At 62.5% G+C, this 20,293-nt stretch carries 15 protein-coding genes; 7 read left to right on the forward strand and 8 right to left on the reverse strand.

Annotated features, from left to right (window positions below):
• Window positions 1–52: 52 nt before the first annotated feature.
• On the reverse strand, window positions 53–1,903 hold the full coding sequence (locus tag GXP39_01545) for a GAF domain-containing protein (GenBank protein NOZ26724.1): 1,851 nt from the start codon (window positions 1,901–1,903) through the stop codon (window positions 53–55).
• A 628-nt stretch (window positions 1,904–2,531) separates the two neighbouring features.
• Window positions 2,532–3,854, reverse strand: a complete 1,323-nt coding sequence (locus GXP39_01550) for a class I SAM-dependent methyltransferase (GenBank protein NOZ26725.1) — start codon at window positions 3,852–3,854, stop codon at window positions 2,532–2,534.
• A gap of 624 nt (window positions 3,855–4,478) precedes the next feature.
• Between GXP39_01550 and GXP39_01555 the strand changes: the two genes are divergently transcribed.
• The 7 genes from GXP39_01555 (at window position 4,479) to GXP39_01585 (ending at window position 13,615) form a co-directional block, all read left to right on the forward strand.
• The gene (locus GXP39_01555; protein ID NOZ26726.1) at window positions 4,479–5,489 is read left to right on the forward strand and encodes an ABC transporter ATP-binding protein; all 1,011 of its coding nucleotides are present in this window, start codon (window positions 4,479–4,481) and stop codon (window positions 5,487–5,489) included.
• A gap of 345 nt (window positions 5,490–5,834) precedes the next feature.
• On the forward strand, window positions 5,835–7,988 hold the full coding sequence (locus GXP39_01560; protein ID NOZ26727.1) for an ABC transporter substrate-binding protein: 2,154 nt from the start codon (window positions 5,835–5,837) through the stop codon (window positions 7,986–7,988).
• Window positions 7,989–8,131: 143 nt separating this feature from the next.
• Window positions 8,132–9,130: an ABC transporter permease gene (locus GXP39_01565; GenBank protein ID NOZ26728.1), complete on the forward strand. Its 999-nt coding sequence runs from the start codon at window positions 8,132–8,134 to the stop codon at window positions 9,128–9,130.
• Between the two features lie 19 nt (window positions 9,131–9,149).
• Window positions 9,150–10,298 carry an ABC transporter permease gene (locus GXP39_01570; GenBank protein ID NOZ26729.1) on the forward strand — a complete coding sequence of 383 codons (1,149 nt, stop codon included), beginning with the start codon at window positions 9,150–9,152 and terminating at the stop codon, window positions 10,296–10,298.
• Between the two features lie 119 nt (window positions 10,299–10,417).
• A complete protein-coding gene (locus GXP39_01575) occupies window positions 10,418–11,437 on the forward strand; it encodes an ABC transporter ATP-binding protein (GenBank protein ID NOZ26730.1) in 1,020 nt (339 codons plus the stop codon).
• Between the two features lie 2 nt (window positions 11,438–11,439).
• Window positions 11,440–11,847, forward strand: coding sequence for a hypothetical protein (locus tag GXP39_01580; protein NOZ26731.1), 408 nt, complete (start codon window positions 11,440–11,442; stop codon window positions 11,845–11,847).
• Between the two features lie 22 nt (window positions 11,848–11,869).
• Window positions 11,870–13,615: a hypothetical protein gene (locus GXP39_01585; GenBank protein NOZ26732.1), complete on the forward strand. Its 1,746-nt coding sequence runs from the start codon at window positions 11,870–11,872 to the stop codon at window positions 13,613–13,615.
• 183 nt (window positions 13,616–13,798) lie between these two features.
• Here the strand turns inward: GXP39_01585 and GXP39_01590 are convergent, their stop codons facing one another.
• The 6 genes from GXP39_01590 to GXP39_01615 all read right to left on the reverse strand — a co-directional run bounded on the left by GXP39_01590 (window position 13,799) and on the right by GXP39_01615 (window position 20,183).
• Window positions 13,799–14,281, reverse strand: coding sequence for a hypothetical protein (locus tag GXP39_01590; GenBank protein NOZ26733.1), 483 nt, complete (start codon window positions 14,279–14,281; stop codon window positions 13,799–13,801).
• A gap of 25 nt (window positions 14,282–14,306) precedes the next feature.
• The gene (locus GXP39_01595) at window positions 14,307–14,618 is read right to left on the reverse strand and encodes a TusE/DsrC/DsvC family sulfur relay protein (protein ID NOZ26734.1); all 312 of its coding nucleotides are present in this window, start codon (window positions 14,616–14,618) and stop codon (window positions 14,307–14,309) included.
• A gap of 72 nt (window positions 14,619–14,690) precedes the next feature.
• Window positions 14,691–15,407, reverse strand: coding sequence for a DUF1641 domain-containing protein (locus GXP39_01600; protein NOZ26735.1), 717 nt, complete (start codon window positions 15,405–15,407; stop codon window positions 14,691–14,693).
• 12 nt (window positions 15,408–15,419) lie between these two features.
• Window positions 15,420–16,652, reverse strand: coding sequence for an NAD(P)/FAD-dependent oxidoreductase (locus tag GXP39_01605; protein NOZ26736.1), 1,233 nt, complete (start codon window positions 16,650–16,652; stop codon window positions 15,420–15,422).
• Window positions 16,653–16,682: 30 nt separating this feature from the next.
• Window positions 16,683–17,453, reverse strand: a complete 771-nt coding sequence (locus GXP39_01610) for a helix-turn-helix domain-containing protein (protein NOZ26737.1) — start codon at window positions 17,451–17,453, stop codon at window positions 16,683–16,685.
• A 276-nt stretch (window positions 17,454–17,729) separates the two neighbouring features.
• Window positions 17,730–20,183, reverse strand: coding sequence for a hypothetical protein (locus GXP39_01615; protein NOZ26738.1), 2,454 nt, complete (start codon window positions 20,181–20,183; stop codon window positions 17,730–17,732).
• Window positions 20,184–20,293: the final 110 nt, after the last annotated feature.

A 20,293-nucleotide genomic window follows, 5' to 3' on the forward strand; every position in this document is an offset into this window, starting at 1 on the left:
CGAATGCAGGCCTCGAAATACCTAATGTGAGCCGGCGAGCACACGGGCTTCCCTATCCCTCCCCTTTATCCCCCGCCCGACGCAATCGAGCGCCATCACAACCCCGTCGCTCCTCCGATGGCGCATCTCCCGTCTGCGAGTCACACACATCGCACTTCGCCGGCAACAACACATGGAACGTGCTCCCCTGCCCGGGCCCCGCGCTGTGCGCCCAGATCCGCCCTCCCATGCGCTGAATCGCCCGCTGAGCGATCGTCAACCCCAACCCCGTGCCCGGGGCCTCCGTCTCGTGGAAGCGGGAGAACATATCGAAGAGCTGAGCGCACTGTTCGGGTGCGAACCCCAGCCCGTTATCCTGCACCCACACATGGACCATCTCCCCTTCCTGCCGGCCGTCGATGACGATATGCGGAGCATCGTTCTCACGCCCGGCGTACTTGATGGCGTTGTCGATCAAATTCGCGAACACCTGCTCCACCCAGGTCGTATGGCCGCACACGAACGGCAGATCGGAGCCCACCTCCACCTGCACATTGCGCTCGATCAGCACCTCATTAAAGCGCCGGAGGACCGCCCGGAGGATGCAGTTCAGATCGACCCGTTCGGCCGGCCCGGACAGGCGACTCGCCCGGGCCAGCATGAGCAGATCATCGATGATGGTGGCCATCTGATCCGCCCCCTCCTGGATGCGCTGGGTCAGCTCCCGCCCCTCCGGGCCCAGCTGCTCCCCGTACATCATGCTCAACGCCTCGGCATACCCTCGCACGGTGGTAAGCGGAGTCTTCAGATCGTGGGTGACCGAGTAGGAGAAGGCGTCCAACTCCTGATTGCGGGCCTGCAATTCATCGAACAGCCTGGCCTTGGCGATGGCCACCGCCGCCTGGTTGGCGAAGACCTCCAGCGTCTGGATGGCGCTCATGCTGGGGATCAGCCCATCCTCGGGGTCATCCACGGAGAGGATCCCGATGAGTTCGCCGTCATAATACATGGGGATCAGGAGCATATCATCCGGATGCCAGTACCCTTCCCCGCGTTCCGGCAGGTTCGGGCGATAGATACGGGATCCCATAGACAGCTTCCCCCAGTCCACCTGATCGTGTCGAATCAGATAGGAGCGGCTGACCCGGAACTTCTCCTGCATCAGGTCGGCGAACTCCGACCAGGGGATCTGCTGCCCGGACAGCTTTTCTACCGCCTCGGGAGGGGCCACGATGGCCATGACGTCAAACATATCGTTCTGGCGCACGTTGATCACGGCCATCCGGAACCCTAACGCATCGACGACGCCACGGGCGATCGCCTCCAATACATCGGTGAGGGCCACGCTGCGATGCACCGCCTCGCACGCGGTGGCCACCCCCTCCCAACGGCGCGCCTCCTTCTGCAAGCGAGCGAGAAGGTGATCGTTCCGCACCACGATGGCCACCTGTTGGGCGATGGCCTCCAAAACCTGCATGTCCTCAGCGGTGATGGGGGAGGCAGCATCGCGGGTCACGCAGATCACGCCGTGCACCTTCTCCGAATCGAGGATGGGCACATAAGCCCGGCTCCCCAAAGGGGCGGGGTGTATGGCGGCTTCCACCTCCGAGGGGGCAGACGCACCATTGGAGAGCAAAATCAGGGATTGTCTTTCCGCGACCGCCGCCACTGCCGGGATCTGGGACGGGGAGGACACGGACAGCCGCAGATCCCGCACCCGACTCAGGGCGATCGCTCCAGCCCCAGCCCGACCCTCCAGGACCTGGGAGTTCTTACCGAGCAATCCGATCCAGCAGGACTCAAAGCCGAGATACTCCACAAGGATGCTGGCCACATTTCTCAGGACGTCGTCGAGGTCACGTAACTGGTTCGTCTCCGAGATCACCCGAAGCACAGCCGCCAGATGTCGGTCAGAACAATTCACTTGTGCGATCCCCCCCGTTGCAAGGCATGCTCGCGTGGATGCCAGCATTCCAGAAGGGCAAGAACGCTATGCCCTTTCAGATGTTCGCTTGTGTCCTGTGGACGTTCGGCCTGGTAGTGTCAAGCTATGCGATGTCGCCGTGGGGCTAGAAACAAAGGCGAAGCCAGGATGTCAACAGACATGCGAATGTACGACATCACGAAGTTCGAGACGTTTTCACTTCGGGGCAATCCCCCCTGGGGCACCATCCAAGCTCCTCCCTGAGGAGACGCCCGAGAAGCGGGGCACAAGAGCCCAGACATCCCAGTATGCCCTCCCCGGAGAGGAACACGAATTCCAGAGCGATCCGGCAACGGGGATACGCCGGCGAACCCGTTGAGAAGCGCCCACCTCACGGGCGGGCCGATCCCCGCCGATCCCTGCCAGACGTGACAATAATAACGCAAGTCCACCTGCAAGACAAGTAAGCACCCACAGGATGCAGATCACTTTGTGTCTCATGCGAGGCGGGCTCAATCCCCACAGATAAGCCAACAGCCCCCCAGGATACGGCAACCCCGGGGGGCTGTCAAGAAACGCGCGCGATGACCCCCTATAGGTTTCGTCGAGCTCCCGCCCAGAAGGCCGGTCACGCCACCTGAGGTGCGGGCTCCTCGCGGGCGCGATACCAATCCTCGCGCGTGAGCGGGAGGCCAGAGCGCCCATCCTCGTCCGGCTTGACCAGCAGCGCCTGATAGACGTTCAGCCGCCCCACGGTGAACCCGTGAGCGGAGCCGGACATGAAGAGACGCCAGACGCGATAGGTCGGCTCGTCCACGAACTGCAACGCCTCCTGGTGATGAGCCTCCAACCGACGCACCCAATGCCGCAACGTGAGCGCGTAATGTTCGCGCAGGCTCTCCACATCCCGGACCTCAAACCCGCACTCCTCCGCCACCCGCAACGTCGTGCTGATGGGCACCAACTCGCCATCAGGGAATACATACGTGTCGGAGAAAGTGGGCCCCTTGGGGGGAGGATCCGTCAGGCGTTTGGCGATGCCGTGGTTCAGAAAGACGCCACGGGGCCGCAACAAGCGCCGGGCCTGGGCGAAATAGGTGGGCAGCAGTGCCTCGCCCACATGCTCGAACATCCCCACGCTCACCAGCGCGTCGTATGCCTCCGGCTCATCCACCTCCCGGTAATCACGCACCAGCACCCGGCATCGATCGGCAAGCCCGGCCTCGGCGATACGCTGATTGGCCAGATCCGCCTGCGGCTGACTGAGGGTGATGCCGGTGGCGTCCACGCCGTAGTGTTGGGCAGCGTGGATCACCAGCCCTCCCCAACCACATCCGATGTCCAACAGACGCTGGCCCGGCTGCAATCGCAACTTGCGACAGATGTAGTCCAGCTTGCGCTCCTGGGCCGTGTCCAGATCCTCATCGGGCGTATGGAAGTAGGCACACGAGTACACCATGCGCCGGTCCAGCCAGAGCGCGTAGAAATCGTTGGAGACATCGTAGTGATACGTGACGGCCTGACGATCACGCTCGATGGAGTGGCGTTTCCCGCGCAGCCGGGCGGGGCCGCGCCGCCCGACCCGGCGACCATCGCCGGACGGCAGGCGCAACAGGTCACGCGCTGCGCGCACCTTCTTCGTCCAATCGTCCAGGTTCTGGGTCAAGGCGTCCGCCACGCCGAACAGCGCCTCGATGTCCCCTTCGATGTCGAAGTCGTCGTACAGGTACGCCTCGGCCAGCCCCAGCTCCGTGCCAGGCCAAAGCATCGCCCGCAGCGCGCCCGGATGCTTCAGGACGATCGTGACGGGACGCGGTGCATCATCAGGCCAGTAGGAGCCGTCCCACAGCCGGACGGCTACCGTCCGGGCCGCCGCGTCCCCCAACAGGTCATCCAACAATCGCCGCGTCACGCGAAGAGCCGTATCGGATTGCGCACTTCTGGACGTCATGATAGCCTCCTTTGCCCTTCTGACGTCGATCTCAGCCCGGTCACGGTCGCACCGAGCACCTTACCTCATCACGCCACCGTGGCGTGCCCTTCGCACACGCAAAACCCGGCCCCGTCTGGTGCAACGTCGTCGCCGATGCTATTCGGTTATCCGCTCCCTCCCTGTGCCCACAGGATACCTCCCTTCCATTGTAACACAACGAGGGCATCTCGTCACCGCCTTTCTCGGCGGGGTAATGGCAGAAATTCCGCGAGGCCTATCGCAAGCCCACAGAGAGAGGTGCGGAGGGGACCTCCTCTCCACAGAGACCCCGTTTTTCCGGCCTGCACCCACCTCTCTCAGCCCCTTCGGAGGGCCCGTGCCGATCCCAGCCCCCATCGGCCGGGGATCATTAGGCCAAGGGACGAGGTCGGCGGCCGGGCCGATGATCCTCCGATGTATGTCCTATATGGCATATCGCATTGACAAGGATGGAAGGGGTAAGGTATAATACAGGCGCCACTTCCTGGGGCGTTCCTTAGATGGGTTCCACCCCCTCTCGCACAACAGGCGCCTCGGAATATCAATCTCTCTTTACCCAGATCAGGTTTCAGGATTTACCATGCCCAAGGATTTGCGAACGCCATGACGCCCTCGATACACACAGATCCCGACACAATTTTGGAGATCCACAACCTCAAAACGTACTTCTTCCTCGATAGAGGTACGGTCAGAGCGGTCGACGGGGTGGATCTGTCGCTGAAGCGAAAGACGACTTTAGGGTTGGTTGGGGAGAGCGGGTGTGGGAAGAGCGTGACGGCCATGTCCATTATGCGGCTGATCCAGTCCCCTCCCGGTAGAATCGTTGACGGCGAGATCCTCCTCCGACGCAACGGCGGCCAGCGCATCGTGGACCTGGCCTCGCTGGATCCCCGTGGAGCCGAGATACGAAGCATCCGAGGCGCCGAGATCGCGATGGTCTTCCAGGAACCCATGACCTCCCTGAACCCCCTGTACACGATTGGATCCCAAATCGCCGAGGCGGTGCAACTACATCAGAAAGTGAGCCACAGGGAAGCCATGGAGCGGGCCCTGGAGATGCTGCATAAGGTCCAGATCGCCGACCCGGAGCGGCGGTTGCACGAGTATCCCCACCAGATGAGCGGCGGTATGCGCCAACGGGTCATGATCGCCCTGGCCCTCTCCTGTAATCCCTCCATTCTCATCGCCGATGAGCCCACCACCGCGCTGGACGTCACCGTCCAGGCGCAGATCCTGGATCTCATGCGTGAGCTTCAGGAGGACTTCGATTCATCGATCATCATGATCACCCATAACCTGGGCGTGGTCTCCCAGATGGCCGACTATGTGGCGGTCATGTACCTGGGAAAGATCGTGGAGTACTCGGACGTGCGGGAGGTCTTCCATAACCCTCTGCACCCCTACACATCCGGGCTTCTGAAGTCCATTCCCGTGTTCGGGAGGAAGCGCAAACTGATCCCCATCAAGGGGATCGTCCCCTCCCCCACGGAGGTGATCCCGGGGTGCTCCTTTGCACCCCGCTGTCCGCAGGCGATGCCCATCTGCTCCGAGGAGCATCCCACTTTGAAGGAGGTGCAGCCGGGGCATCTGGCCTCCTGCTGGCTTTACGAATGATTTGGATCGCCCTCGGGCGTCCGACGATCACCGATCACAGGCGAAGCGATCCATCTGCAGGCTCATAGAGATCATCAAGAAGAGCTCCCCACGCAGCAAAGAGGGGCACAGGCGCACCTGAAAGAAGGATCGAAAGGCGAATCCATTACTCTCCCGGGGGGAGCATCGAACGGAAAGGGGGGATCGTTATGTGAGGGTCCAACGAAGCGCCAGATGTCATTTAGGGGAAACGCGTTTTCAGGAAACGATCCGGCCGCTCACTTCCTCGCGTCGGCACTCCACGGTCGGCATCGTTTCCGGAGGCGAGCATTCGAAGCCACTACGCTCGAGCAAAGGAGAGAAAACATGAAATCCTTTCGGATCGCTCTGAACCTCTTGGTGATCCTGTCGTTCGTGTTGGTGGCCTGCCAGCCATCGGCACCCGCCCCAACACCCGCTCCAGCGGAGGAGAAGCCGGCCGAGGCGGCGACACCAACGAAGGAAGCGCCCGCTGAGGAGGCGCCCGCCGTCGAGCTGCAGGGTCCGGTCCCCTATCCGGAAGGCAAGCCCATGCCCGGCGGCCGAGAGCCCGTGAAGTACAACCTCGACGAGATCCTGACCTACAAGGCGCTCCCCGAGTACCACCAGCCGGCCTGGATGGATGAGTTCGTCGAGAAGGGCCTCCTGCCTCCCGTGGAGGAGCGACTGCCCAAGGAGCCGCAGGTGCTCCTGAAGGCCGGTATGACGGATGGAATCGGAGCGTATGGTGGCCTCTGGCGTGACTTCTCCGCCTGCCCTACGGAAGGGTGGAACCTGGCCGCCGGCCAGACCCAGGGCTGGTTCGGCATCAACATCATCTACGAGGAGGCCCTGGTGGTGAGCGGGCCGATCTTCATGCGTAAGGACAAGATCGAGCCCCTGCCCAACCTGGCCAAGAGCTGGGAGTGGTCGGAGGACGGCTACGAGCTCACCATGCACCTGATCGAGGGTGCCAAGTGGTCCGATGGCGAGCCCTTCACCGCCGACGACGTGATGTTCACCTGGGAGGACATCATCCTGGATCCCAACGTGAACTCCTGGACCTCCCGCACCTCCTGGCAGATCGACGGAAAGGACATCACGCTCGAGAAGATCGACGACTACACCATCAAGTGGACCTTCCCGGTGCCCTTCCCGGTGCAGAAGCTCTTCGACATGGACGAGTACGACTTCTACGTCGCGCCGGCCCACATCTGGAAGCCGCTCCATCCCAAGTACAATCCGGAGATGGACTACGTGAGCTTCGAGAAGGCCTGGCCGCCCGACAAGCTGCCTCCGGTCACCATGGGCCCGTGGGTCGCGGTGGAGTACAAAACCGACGAGATCATGATCCTGCGCCGCAACCCCTACTACTGGAAGGTGGACGAGGAAGGGAACCAGCTACCCTATCTGGACGAGGTCGTGTTTGAGAAGGGCTCCTCCGGCGTGGGCCGCACGTTGGGCACCCTGGCCGGAAGCCTGGACCACACGAACCTGGAGAACCCCAGCACCTTCCTGGAGGTGTTGAAGCGGATGCAGGAGCCCGACGCCCACTTCTACGTGGAGTGGGGTCCCGAGACCCTGGCCTTCTCCCTGCACCTGAATCAGTCGGCCACCCTGGGGGTGAAGTCCGATCGGGATAAGGCGCTGCGGGAGCTGTTCCGGGACATCCGCTTCCGCCGGGCTGTCAGTCAGGCCATCGACCGGGACGGGATCGCACAGGCCATCATCCGTGGTCCCTTCCTGCGGGCCTGGCCGGGTGGCCTCTATCCCGGATCGCCCTACTTCGATCGGGAGTCGGTGGTCTACTATCCCTACAGCCCGGAGACCTCCAAGGCCCTCCTGGCTGAGCTGGGCTTCAAGGACACCGACGGCAACGGGATCCTGAACTGGACCACCGGCCCGCTGGCTGGCCAGGACCTGGTGATCTCCCTGCTCGCCCCCGAGGACCAGGAGGCCTCCGTCAGCATCGCGGAGACGCTGGTGCCCATGCTGGGTGCGGTCGGCATCCAGGTCAACTTCCGCCCGGCGAAGCCCACCGTGCTCGGCGATGCTCAGATCAGCGGCGAGTGGGAGATGATGGTCTACCGCGGCGGCCAGGAGTACGCCGTCCCCTTCACCCGCGCTCGCATGCTGGCGCCGATCACGAAGGAATACCCCATGTGGCACCGCGAGGGCGAGGAGCCCCGACAGCTCCGACCGTTTGAGGAGGAACTGGTGCGCATCGTCAAGGAGTTCGCGCTGGAGCCGGATTCCAACAAGCGGAAGGAGCTGATGGCCGAGTACAACCGCATCTTCACCGAGAACATCTACGACATCGGCGTGGTGATCGGCCGATACGGGCTGGCCCTGGCCAAGCGGTTCAAGAACGTCCCGGTCGCCTGTCCGACGTTCCTCTATCAGTGGACGTGGGCCAACTGCGTGCCGGAGCGGATCTGGGTCGCGCCGGAGGACCAGCTGCAACAGCTCAAGCCCGGCGTGGTCCCGCTCTACGAGAAGTAGGCCAGCATCCGGAAACGAGTCGGCGAGAGGGCGAGGGGAACGCCTTCGCCCTCTCCACCATCGTGATCTTGATGTCTGGTGAGAGGTAGGAGGAGGGGTGCAAACTTCTCCTCCTACTCTCATAGACAGGTGAGGCATCCTCTATGATCAACTACATCTTGCGCAGGCTGTTGTTTGCGATCGTGGTGCTCATCGGGATCAGCATCGTCTCCTTCATCGTCATCCAGCTGCCGCCCGGGGACTTCGCCACCGTATATCGGGAGAGGCTGATCAATCAGGGGGGGATGTCCGCCACGGAGGCGGAAAAGGCGGCGGAGATCTTCCGGCAACGATATGGGCTGGACAAGCCCATGGTCGTCCAATACCTCAACTGGGTCAAGGGGATCGTCACGAAGGGAAGCTTCGGCTACTCCATGGCCTATTCCAAGGACGTGGGGGAGCTCATCGCCGAACGGCTGCCACGGACGATCCTGCTGGCCCTGCTGGCACACGCCACCTCGTCCATCGTCGGCATCCTGGTCGGCATTTACGTCGCTCCTCGGCAGTACAGCCTGAGCGACAACATCGCTTCATTGTTAGCTTTCATCCTGGCATCATTGCCGCGCTTCTGGATCGCCCTCGTGATCATCTACACGCTGGTCTTCACCTTCGGGCAGAAGCACGTGAGCTCCTTCTTCTCACCCGAATATGTGTTGGCGCCCTGGTCCTGGGGCAAGCTCCTGAATTTCATCGAGCACATCTGGCCGGTGGTCGTCATCGCCGGGCTGGGTGGGGTCGCCAGGAACATGCGCGTCATGCGAGGGAATCTGCTGGACGTCCTGAACGCTCAGTACGTGACCACCGCCCGGGCCAAAGGGCTGACGGAACGGGCCGTGATGTACAAGCACGCCGTCCCCAACGCTTTGCACCCGATCATCATGTATCAGGGAATGGTGCTTCCCTACATGATCCAGGGCGAGTTGGAGGCGGCCATCGTCCTGAGCCTGCCCACCGTGAGCCCGCTGTTCTATGACTCCCTCATCAACCAGGATATCTACATCACGGGCAGCCTGCTCCTGATGTACGGCGTGATGCTGGTGGTGGGGAATCTGCTGGCCGACCTCGCCCTGGGCATTCTCGACCCGCGCATTCGCTATGAATAAGTGGCCTGAGGACTGAGCTATGGAGAACGTGAATCAGAGCGCCCGATCAACACCCGCTACGGAACCCATTGCCGTTGAAGAGAAGGAACAACACGAAAGCTACTTCCAGCTGGTCTGGATGCGGTTCAAGAAGAGCAAGGCGGCCATCGCCGGCGGCCTGATGATCCTCGTATTGACCATCCTGGCCATCTTCGCCGACTTCTTCGCCCCGACGGATCCAGGAGAGCTGAACATGCAGGCCAGCTTTACCCCCCCGCAACGCATCCACTTCATCGATGCGGAGGGGAAATTCCACCTGCGGCCGTTCACCTATCTCCAGGTGATCGAACTCGATCCCGAGACGTTTCAGCCGAAGTGGACCGAGGACACGAGCCGCCGCTATCATCTGCAGTTCTTCGTCCAAAGTTGGGAGTACAAGCTGTTCGGCATCATCCCCACCCGATGGCATCTGTTCGGCGTGGAGGAGGGGGGCACCCTCTATCTGCTCGGGACGGATAAGATGGGACGAGATCTGTGGGGCAGATCCTGCCGTGCGGGACGTGTCTCCCTGTCTTTGAGCCTGTTCGCCACCTTCGTCAGCATCGCGGTGGGCTCCGTGCTGGGAGTCGTCTCCGGCTACTACGGCGGCTGGATCGACACCTTGTTGCAGCGCTTCGTGGAGTTCGTCAACTCCTTCCCGCAACTGCCGCTGTGGATGGCGCTGACGGCGGTGATCCCTCGCACATGGAGCTCGCTGACCATCTTCTTTATGATGTCCATCATCTTCGCGCTGCTCTCCTGGACCATCCTCGCCCGGGAGGTGCGCGGCAAGGTCATGGCCTTCCGAGAGACGGACTTCATCCTGGCCGCCAAGGAGATGGGCGCCTCCGACCTCCGCATCATCTTCCGCCATCTCTATCCCAACTCCCTGAGCCACATCATCGTCGTGCTGACGTTGATGATCCCGCAGATCATCCTGGCGGAGGCATTCCTCAGCTTCCTCGGCCTGGGCATCCAGGAGCCCCTGGTGAGCTGGGGATTCCTCATGAAGAACGCCCAGAACCTGCAGACCCTCGGCACCCATCCCTGGATCATGAGCCCTGTCATCTTCATCATCATCGCCGTGTTGGGGTTCAACTTCCTGGGCGATGGGCTGCGCGACGCGGCCGATCCGTACTCCATCATGTGAGGGACGCCTGAGCGCCCGGCGGAGCAGCCAGATCCCACATCCCGGCCTCGCGCCGCCCTACGTCCCAACCCAATGGCTGCCACGGCGCCCGCCCAAGCCTACACCTAGGAAAAGGCAAGATGAATGATCGTGACCAGTTCATCCTCGAAGTCAAAGACCTGAAGATGTATTTCCCCATCCGCCAGGGGTTCTTCCGGCGGGTCGTCGGCTACATCAAAGCTGTCGACGGCGTCAGCTTCTCCGTCCACCCGGAAGAGGTCCTGGGACTGGTGGGGGAAAGCGGCTGCGGCAAGACGACGACCGGCCGCACGATCCTGCGCCTCTATGATCCCACAGGCGGCGAGATCTGGTTCCGCAAGCAGGACGGGGAATGGGTCGATGTCGCCAAGCTGAGCCAGAAGGAGATGAAGCCCCTGCGCCGGGAGATGCGTATGGTCTTCCAGGACCCCTTCAGCTCCCTGAACCCCCGGCTGACGGTGAAGGACATTATCGGCGAGCCGTTGGTGATCCACGGCATCGCCAAGGGAAGGGAGATGGAGGACCGGGTTGCGGAGCTGATGCGGGCGGTGGGGTTGGATCCCGCCTACATGCGCCGATATCCACACGAGTTCTCCGGCGGACAGCGACAGCGCATCGGCCTGGCCCGAACGCTATCCCTGAACCCTCGTCTGATCATCGCAGACGAACCGGTCTCCGCCCTGGACGTGTCCATCCAGGCCCAGGTCCTGAATCTGCTGGAGGAGCTGAAGGAGAAGTTCGGGCTCACTATGCTATTCATCGCCCACGATCTGTCCGTGGTGGAGTACATGTGCGATCGCATCGCGGTGATGTACGTCGGCAAGATCGTCGAGCTGGCGGAGACGGAGGCGCTGCTGCGAAATCCGTTGCACCCCTACACGGAGGCCCTGATCTCCGCGGTGCCACCGGCCGACCCGGACATCCGGCTGTCCCGGATCGTCCTGCCCGGCGACGTCCCCAGCCCGGCGAACCCGCCATCCGGCTGCATCTTCCATCCCCGATGTCGCTACGTTCAAGACATCTGCCGCACCGAGCCCCCCCCGCTGGCAGAGGTCCAGCCCAAACGCTTCGTCAGCTGCCACCGGGCCAACGAGCTCAGTCTGCAGGGAATTGGAGGCTAAACGTGCACGGGCCCAAACGATACCTCGCCTTTCTCGCCTACCTGTTCGGGATATTCGGCTGGCTATACGTGCTCCTCTTCCATCGCAAGGACGAATTCGCCGTGTACCACGCCAAGCAATCGATCGCGCTCACCGTGCTGGCCATTGGGGCGCCGGTCGTGTGGGCGATCGTCGCCTGGGTTCTCTCTTGGATCCCCTTAATCGGCCCCATCTCCGCGGCCGCCCTGTTCGCCCTGGTCATACTGGTCTACATCTACATCGCCATAGCCTGGATCATCGGCATGGTGAACGCGCTGCGCGCCAAGGCCACCCCCCTCCCCATCATCGGCGGGCGGGCGGCCCGGCTCCCCATCGGCGTGAGCTATCCGGGAAGCCGCATGGCGGAGGAGACGGGGACGAATCCGGCTTAGAAGGGAACGGAAGGAGGATGCTGTGAGACGACGTTTCGCGCTCGCCCTACTCATCACCCTCGCCCTCATGGCGGCCGGGGGCGTGGTCACACGATCTCTCGCCTCTGCGCCCCAACCGGCACCGCGCTCGCAGGAGGATATCATCACCGGCGTGGTCCGCGATGCGGAGGGACCCATCGCCGACGCGGTGGTGCGCGTGCAGAACACGGAGAACAAGACGACGACGGCGGAGGACGGATCCTTCATACTGAAGGGGATCGTCGCCACGGAACCCGTCACGGTCACCGCATGGGCGGAAGGATACTACTTTGGATGGGCCAACGCCCTCCCCGGGGCCGAACCCGTCACGATCACCTTGAAGCGCTTCTCGACCGGCGACAACCTCGATTACTCCTGGGCAAGCTCCGAGATCTGCAGCGAATGCCACATGGCTTACCCGGAGTGGAAGGACGACGCCCATTCCCAAACCGCGGTCAATCCCCGCTTCCTGACCATGTACAAGGGCACAGACGTGCACGGCAACCAGAGCCCACCCACGCGATATGGCCCCGCCGGGGTCCTGCCCCCCGACCCCGACCAGCCGTACTACGGGCCGGGATACAAGCTCGATTTCCCGGACCGGGCGGGGAACTGCGCGGCCTGTCACACGCCGCTGGCCGAATCCGCCCCGCTGCAGACCTGCGCCTGGCAGGGGTGTCACACCGAGCAGAGGGCCGCCCAGACGAGGTCCACCCTGCCCCGCTACGGGTTCCGCCTGGAGGGCATCGACCCCACCGGGCTGACCGGGGTGGCAGCGGAGGGGATCACCTGCGACTTCTGTCATAAGATCGGGGACGTGATCCTCGATCCGAAGACGAAGCTCCCTCACACGGACCGCCCCGGCATTCTGTCCATGCGGCTGTATCGTCCTGAGGAGGGACAGAAGATCTTCTTCGGCCCCCTGGACGACGTGGCAGCGGACGTGGACACCTACCTGCCGTTGCAGAAGGAAAGCGCGTTTTGTGCGCCCTGCCACCGAGGGGTGTTCGGGGCAGTCGACGGCAAATACGGCGGGGTCGTGATCTATAACTCCTACGGAGAGTGGCTGGAGAGCCCATACAGCGATCCGGAGACGGGCAAGACCTGCCAGGATTGCCACATGCCCACCGTGGACTACGATTCCTTCGTCCTCCCGGAGAAGGGAGGGCTGCGCCGCGGCCCCGATCGCATCCACAATCACCGCATGCCGGGTGCCCAGGATCAGGAGCTGCTCCAGAACTCCGTCACCATGACCGCCACCGCCCAGCTGGAAGGGGACACCATCGCGGTCGAGGTCCAGATCACGAACGATAAGACCGGGCATCACGTCCCCACCGGCGCGCCGATGCGGAATATGCTGCTGGTCCTCGAGGCCACGGACGCGAAGGGCAACCCGCTGCTGCCGCTCGGAGGTCCCACACTGCCCGATTGGGCCGGCGACTACGCAGGCCAGCCCGGGCGTGGGTTCGCCAAGATCCTGGAGGATCTGTGGACCGGCGAGTCCCCGACGGCGGCCTACTGGCGGCCCATCCGCGTGGTGTCCGACACCCGCATCCCGGCCATGGCGACCGACGTCAGCCGTTACATCTTCGCCTCGCCCGGCGTGGGACAGGCCACCATCCGGGTCCGGCTGATCTACCGACGGGCCTTCCCGCAGTTGATGGAGTGGAAGGGCTGGGACGATCCGGATATCCTCATGGAAGAGGAGACCATCGTCCTGGAGACGAGGCGCTTCGACACCCCCAGATGAACGCCGTAGGACGCCGGCCGGTTCGGTCGGCAAGATCGATGACACGCACATGACGGGGTGCTCGCCGGAGATGGGGCCCCAGCACCGCCCCCCTCCCCGGCAACCAGAGCCGATCCCATCGGAAAAAGCAGGGCCTCGCCCGATCGGGCGAGGCCCTTTCTCCACATCTCGAAAGCCAGATCCTCAGACGAAGATGATCTGCGCCCCCTCGGCCATCTCCAGGAACTCCATCGCGCCGACGATATCCTCCACCCAGGGGACGAGATCGTCCTTGGTGAGCCCCATCATGTCTGCAGCCATGCGGCAACCGTAGAGCTTCGCCCCCGCATCATGGAGCATCTCCAGGAACTCCCGCACGGGCGGCAGGTCCAGCTCGTCGATCTTCTTCCGCATCATCATGGTGGCCATATCCGTCATGCCCGGCAGCGCCCCCAACAGCATGGGCATGCCCATGGAGGGGTTGCCCACAGGCGTCACCTTCAGGCGGTCCACCTTTTCCTTATGGATGATGTCCATGCCCCAGAAGGTGAAGAAGATCATGGCCTCAATGCCCAGCATGCGGGCGGCGTTGGCCAGGACCAGGCCCGGATACGCCATGTCCAGCGTCCCTTTGGAGCAGATGATGGCCAGCTTGCGCGTGGCCGTCCCGTTTCCGTCGTTCGCCATCGTGATACCCCCTCCGGTTCTCCTATTAGATGCATCCCTTGGGCTTGCCCAGCCCGGCCAGCCGGGCCACCTTCTTGGCCGGCCCGCCCGGGAAGAGCTGATACAGCTCCTTCGTGGAGACGCCCGAAAGCTTGGTGATCCGCCGCAGCGTGGGCGGCTCCCCTTTCTCCTGGTAGTACTTGCGCACGAAGTTGATCACCTCCCAGTGCCGGTCGGTCAACGGGGCAATCCCCTCCTCTTCCGCCAGCGCCTCGGCGATCTCCGGCGTCCAATCGTCCGGGTTCACCATGAACCCCTCCGCATCGAACTGCACCTTCGTCAAATCCACCGTCGCCATGATTGATCCTCCCTGTCTCTCTGTTAAATGATGGGTTATCCACATGATCAGCGTGGCACCATCCCGAGCGCCTCAATCGGCCGCCCGGGCCTGATTCTGGGCCACGATCTTCAACATCTGCATGGTCAAAGCCAACCCTCGCCGAACTTCCGGATCGCGCATCTGCTTGACCAGGTCCAGCGTGGAGGAAGGCAACGCCTCCGGGCGGGTCTCCGCCTCCCGATACGCGCTGGTGAGGCTGTGCAGAAGCCGCATGATCTCCGGCTGGGTCATCTCCTTCACCGTGTTCAGGATGAGCACCACGTTGTCCCCCAGTAGCCGGACATCCTCCGGGGTGAAGGAGGTCACGATCACATCGACGATGCGCATGGCCTCCTGAAGGAAGGCGAAGTATCCCTTGCGCTCCATCTGATCCATGATCTCGATGAGGTGCAAGGTGGCGTCCCGGGTCAACGGGCCCGCGTCCGCCAGGAAGTCCTGAAGGCTCTCCAGCTGATCCAACAACAGCTCCAAGTTACGGACGTTCCGCAGCAGGCGCTTGAACAGATGGAGGATGTCCTCCAGCTGGACGTAGCTCTCCACCTCCTGCAATTGCTCCACGCTGAGCAGATACAGGTCGTTAACGATGGGCATCATGTCCTGCTTCAGCTCATCCCACTCCTGCTGACGGCGTTGTGCGGCTCGCGCCTGCTCCGTGAGGAACGCCACCTGCTCGGTCAGCGCGTCGATCTTGGCGTTGAGCTCCGTGAGCGTTTCCTCCACCGTCGCCGATTGCACCGCCTGTTCCATCGCCATGCCTCCTCAGCTCCACTTTCCGGCCATCGTCATCTGGGCGGTGATGGGCAGCTGCTTCCCCTTCAGCAGGATGTTCCAGTACATCCAGCGGAACATCATCTTCCCCCAGTGATTCAGTCGACTCTCCTGGAGGAGGGAGAACGGGCCCACGCCCGGCAACGGGTATTTGCCCGGCAACGGCTCCACGTCGTAGTTGAAATCGATGAGGATCCCCTTGCCGAAGCCCGACTCGATGTAGCAGTTGGCGTGCCCATCGAAGGTCGGGCGGAGATCCAGGCCGTCGATGTAGCGCAGGAAGTTCTCCACGAAGACGTCGACCTCGAAGTGAGCCACCGATCCGGCCTTGGAGGTGGGCAGATCGGTCGCATCCCCCAGGACGAAGATGTTGTCGAAGTCCTTGGCCTTCAGGGTGTACTTCTCTGTGGGCACATAGTTCAGATCGTCCCCGATGCCCGAGCGCTCCATCACATCGCTGCCCATGTTCAGCGGGATCGTCACCAGCAAATCGTACGGGATCTCCCGCTCATCGTAGGAGACGATGACCTTCTTCTCCGGGTCTACCCGCTCGATGAGGTAATCCGGGACCACCTCGATGCCCTTATCCTGCAAGATGTAGCTCAAGACCTCGGAGGCTTTGGGCTTTGTGAAGGCGCCCGGCAACGGGGTGACCAGGCTCAGCTCCACCCGGTCACGGATGCCCTGCTCATGGAAGAACCAGTCGGCCAGGAACAGGAACTCCAACGGGGCCACGGGACACTTGATGGGCATATCCACGATGTTGAGCACCAGACGGCCCCCCTGCCAGGTGCGGAGGTGGCGCGCCAACGCCACGGCCCCGTCCACCGTGTAGAAGTCGTAGATGCTCTTATGCCACTCCGGTCCCAGCAGGCCGGGCGTCTCCTCCGGCCGGGGCCGGGTGCCCGTGGCGATGATCAGATAGTCGTAGTACAGGTAGCGATTCTCCCGCTTGATGCGCACCCGATTGTGATCGGGCTCGATGACCTCGATCTCGGAGATGATCACGTCCACACCGGGCGGCAGGTAATCCCGCCGCGGCTTGACCACGTCGTTCTTGCTATAGATGCCAAAGGGGATGAACAGGAACCCCGGCTGGTAATAGTGAACTTCCTCCTGATCCACCACGGTGATCCGCCATTCGTCTCGATCCAACTCCTGGGCCAAACGATTGGCCGCCATGGTTCCGGCCGTTCCCGCCCCGAGAATCAACACCCGCTTCATCTGTTCGCTCCTTTCACCCAATTTCGAAGATCACAGAACGGTCAGTTCTGCAATGCGCTGCAAGCGGTCAAGCAACGCATACCGCTCCATCGCGATATGGGACATGATGTCGGCGATCCGCTGTGCGAAGGGCAGCACGCGCGCCTGTTCCTCCTCGCTCAGCCGATGCACCTCGTGAATGTGTTCCTGTAGCACCTCGACGGGGACGCCCAGGTCCTGGGCGATCCGCTCGATCTCCTCCTCCGAGGGAGGCCACCGGTCCGGCGCGATCCCGCCGATGATCACCATCGCCTTCAGCTCCGCCCCCACCCGCACCAGGCCGCGAGCGCATAAGAGCCCCAGATGGCTGGGAATGAAGCGCGGCTGCAAGGTGGGGTTGTGGGCCATCCGCACCCACAGCTCGATGCATCGGCTATGGGCTGAGGGCACCTGATCGGCCGCCGTGTAAAGCCCGCACGGGTTGCTGGGCCGCGTGATGAGACGCCCCTCCAGATCAGTGACGACGATCATCACGCCCAGGGCATCGGCAAAGGCGTCCTGAATCTGCTGCACGCACTCCAAAGGGAAGAGGCTGTGCGCATCCTCAGACGGCTGCGGGGATGGGATCGTGGCCTCCGCCGACGGCGGTGTGCCGGCGACGGTATGCCCCTGTAGCCACCGCTCAACCGCCTCACGGGGAAAGCGCCATTGGTTGCCCACCCGCACGGCGGGCAGCTGACCGCTGCCGACCATGCGATAGATCGTCGTCCGGTCGACCTGCAGCATCTCCTGAAGCTGGCGTGTGGTGAGTAGGTCTGACATACGTCCTCCCCCGGCGTCTCCTGTGGCACGATTCACGACTGCGTGAAATATATAACACGATTCCCCGTCAACGAATATGATCTATCTCATGTGTTTGCATCACAAATCACGAGATCCACTAGATAATTAGGTAATTGATGCATTTGATGCGCACACAGATAGCCATGCATCAAATACAACAAAAGGGAAAGGGCTAAACGGGAAAGGAGAGGGCAATCGCCGCATCATCCCCCCGCAGGCGAAAAGGGGACGAATCCCGCCTGCGGGGGGATGGGGCTAGTCGTTCTGCAACAACAGGGGCAAGGAGAGGACATGCCGTATGGAGCGCGTCTTGCTGCGGAACTTCAAGATCTTCTTGTCGTTAGGCGCAAAGTCATCCCGGGCACCGGACTCGAATCCGCCACTGGGGCGGACCTCTACGGTGATCGTGTAATCGGTGTCCTCCTTCAGGTTCAGGATGATCGCGTCCGAGACCGCCCCTTGAACCGGCACGTTCGCAAAGCGACGATGGCGTGTATCAACCATCTCCCAGCAATCCGTACCCTGACATTCCACCCACTCCACCCGCACCTGGACATCGAAGCTTGCCACCCTTCGGCTGAAGTTCTGCGCCCTATAGAACAGCACGTGACCCGCCGGCAGTTCCTCATACGCGGGGGAGATCTTCTCCCAGCTCGTTCGCTGAGCCGGATAGCTCTTGAGCTGGCCTGCCTCGTCGCCGCCCCTCGCGATCTTCGCCGCTACGATCCCAAAGTCCCGGTGGGGACACTTGGTGAGTTCCGGAGAGCCATCGCTTCGGGTGGGGCAGCCCGGAGAACGACTCTGCCGGATCAGATACTTGGCCATGGGGATGAAGCTATCCTGGATCAGATCTCGGATCGCGGTGCCGGAAGGGTGGAAGGTGTTGCTCCCGTCCCCATTGGCAGCCTGATAGGGGCCCCCATAGTAATTGTTGTAATCGAGGGATCCGTTACAGACCCCTATAGGGTCGCCGAATTGACCGCACTCTGAATGATCCGCGAAGGGCAACTCGACCATGATGGTCTGAACGGCGCGAAGGGTCCCCTCGTCCGGCTGGCGAACGGTAGCATTGTGACGAACGTCATAGTACCACATGCGGGTAGGAGGATGGAGGATGCCCACATCATCCATTCTGCCATCGCCGTTGAAATCCCCGGCGACAGGGAGATCCCTACTCCACCCCCAAGGGCCACTCACGTGGTCTGTCGTGCCATCATGGTCGACATCGTAGAACCATATCCGCTTCGATGGGCGGAAGACGGCCACGTCGTCCACCCTGCCATCGCGATCGAAGTCCCCGGCGATGGGAAGATCCCCTCTCCATCCCCACGTCCCTACGCTGTAGTCGGTATCGCCGTCGTGGTCGTAATCGTAGAACCACTTGCGCTCCGAGGGCCGGAAGACAGCCACGTCGTCCACCTCGCCATCGCGATCGAAGTCCCCGGCGATGGGAAGATCCCCGTCCCATCCCCAGGTCCCCCGAGTCTCATCGGTGTCGCCATCATGGTCGTAATCGTAGAACCACTTACGCTCCGACGGACGGAAGACGGCCACATCGTCCACCTCGCCATCGCGATCGAAGTCTCCGGCGATGGGAAGATCCCCCGACCACCCCCAGGGCCCTCGAGACTCATCGGTGTCGCCATCATGGTCGTAATCATAGAACCACTTGCGCTCCGACGGGCGGAAGACGGCCACGTCGTCCACCTCGCCATCGCGATCGAAGTCCCCGGCGATGGGAAGATCCCCGCTGACGCCCCAGGGGCCGCCGGAAGCATCCGTCTCTCCGTCCGAGCGGGTGGATTCACGCGAGAGCCAGGCTGAGAACTGGCCGTTCCCGCCGCCGACCCCTTCACGGGCCAGATCGTACCTGGCTCGATCGGCGGGGTCAGACCAGCCCGCACGCCAGATGCGCGCGGCCTCCTCGATCATAAAGCTTCCCGCGATATCGCCGCCTCCCCACTGATTCCAGATCTGCTGTCCCGGCGCGTGGAGGATCACCGCCATGGAGATGCCGTGGTTTTCCACGAATTCCCGCAAGGCGTTGGCCTCCGAGGTGGAGAAGGGAGCGAAACCCCGGTAGTTCCCGGAGCAATAGACGTGGGCGCCTGCGTCGTTGAACCCGCGGGAGAAGTTGCGAGCCACGTTCACCCCGTACGAACACAGGCGGGTATCCCCATTTCCCCGCCAACCGGCGCTCAGAGGGGATGTGGAGTAATGCCTCGGATCACCCCCGCGAACATCATCGATAGCCCGCCCGGCCGGGTTGCTCATGGGGATGATCCACACATCCACCTCGCGCAGAAGCTCCGGGACGCCCGTTTTGGCGTCATGGATATGATCGACCAGGTATTGGGCAAGCATCAGACAGCTCTCAGAGGTCAGCCACTCCCGAGGGTGCATGCCGCACTCGAAGAGGATGGCGTTCTTCCGGTGGTTGTCCTCGACGGAATCCGGCGTGTTCGCGGAGATGCGAATGGCGTAGATCGGGTAGGATACGGGGCTATTGGGGCTGCTTCGGTAGTCATAGGAGTATCCGATGATAAACAGCCGAGCGTGAGGGTCGGCATCCAGCCTCCGCAGCAGCGTCCTCGCCTCGCTGACGTCATGGTAATCCATCACAGGGGATTGTGCCAGACTTGGGCCCAAGGCCGAGGACAGCAGCAGCATCGCCGCCAGAATGCCCGAGAGAATCCATTTGCCCTTCATCCTCGCGCCTCCTATGATTTTCGATCACGGAGGGCAGATCCCTCCAGAGCCTCCTGAAAGCGGACCGACGACGTTCGCGAGGTCCCCTCCACGCCTCCCCCTATGGAGCT

This window comes from Chloroflexota bacterium (genome assembly GCA_013152435.1).
Classification (GTDB): Bacteria; Chloroflexota; Anaerolineae; order DUEN01; family DUEN01; genus DUEN01.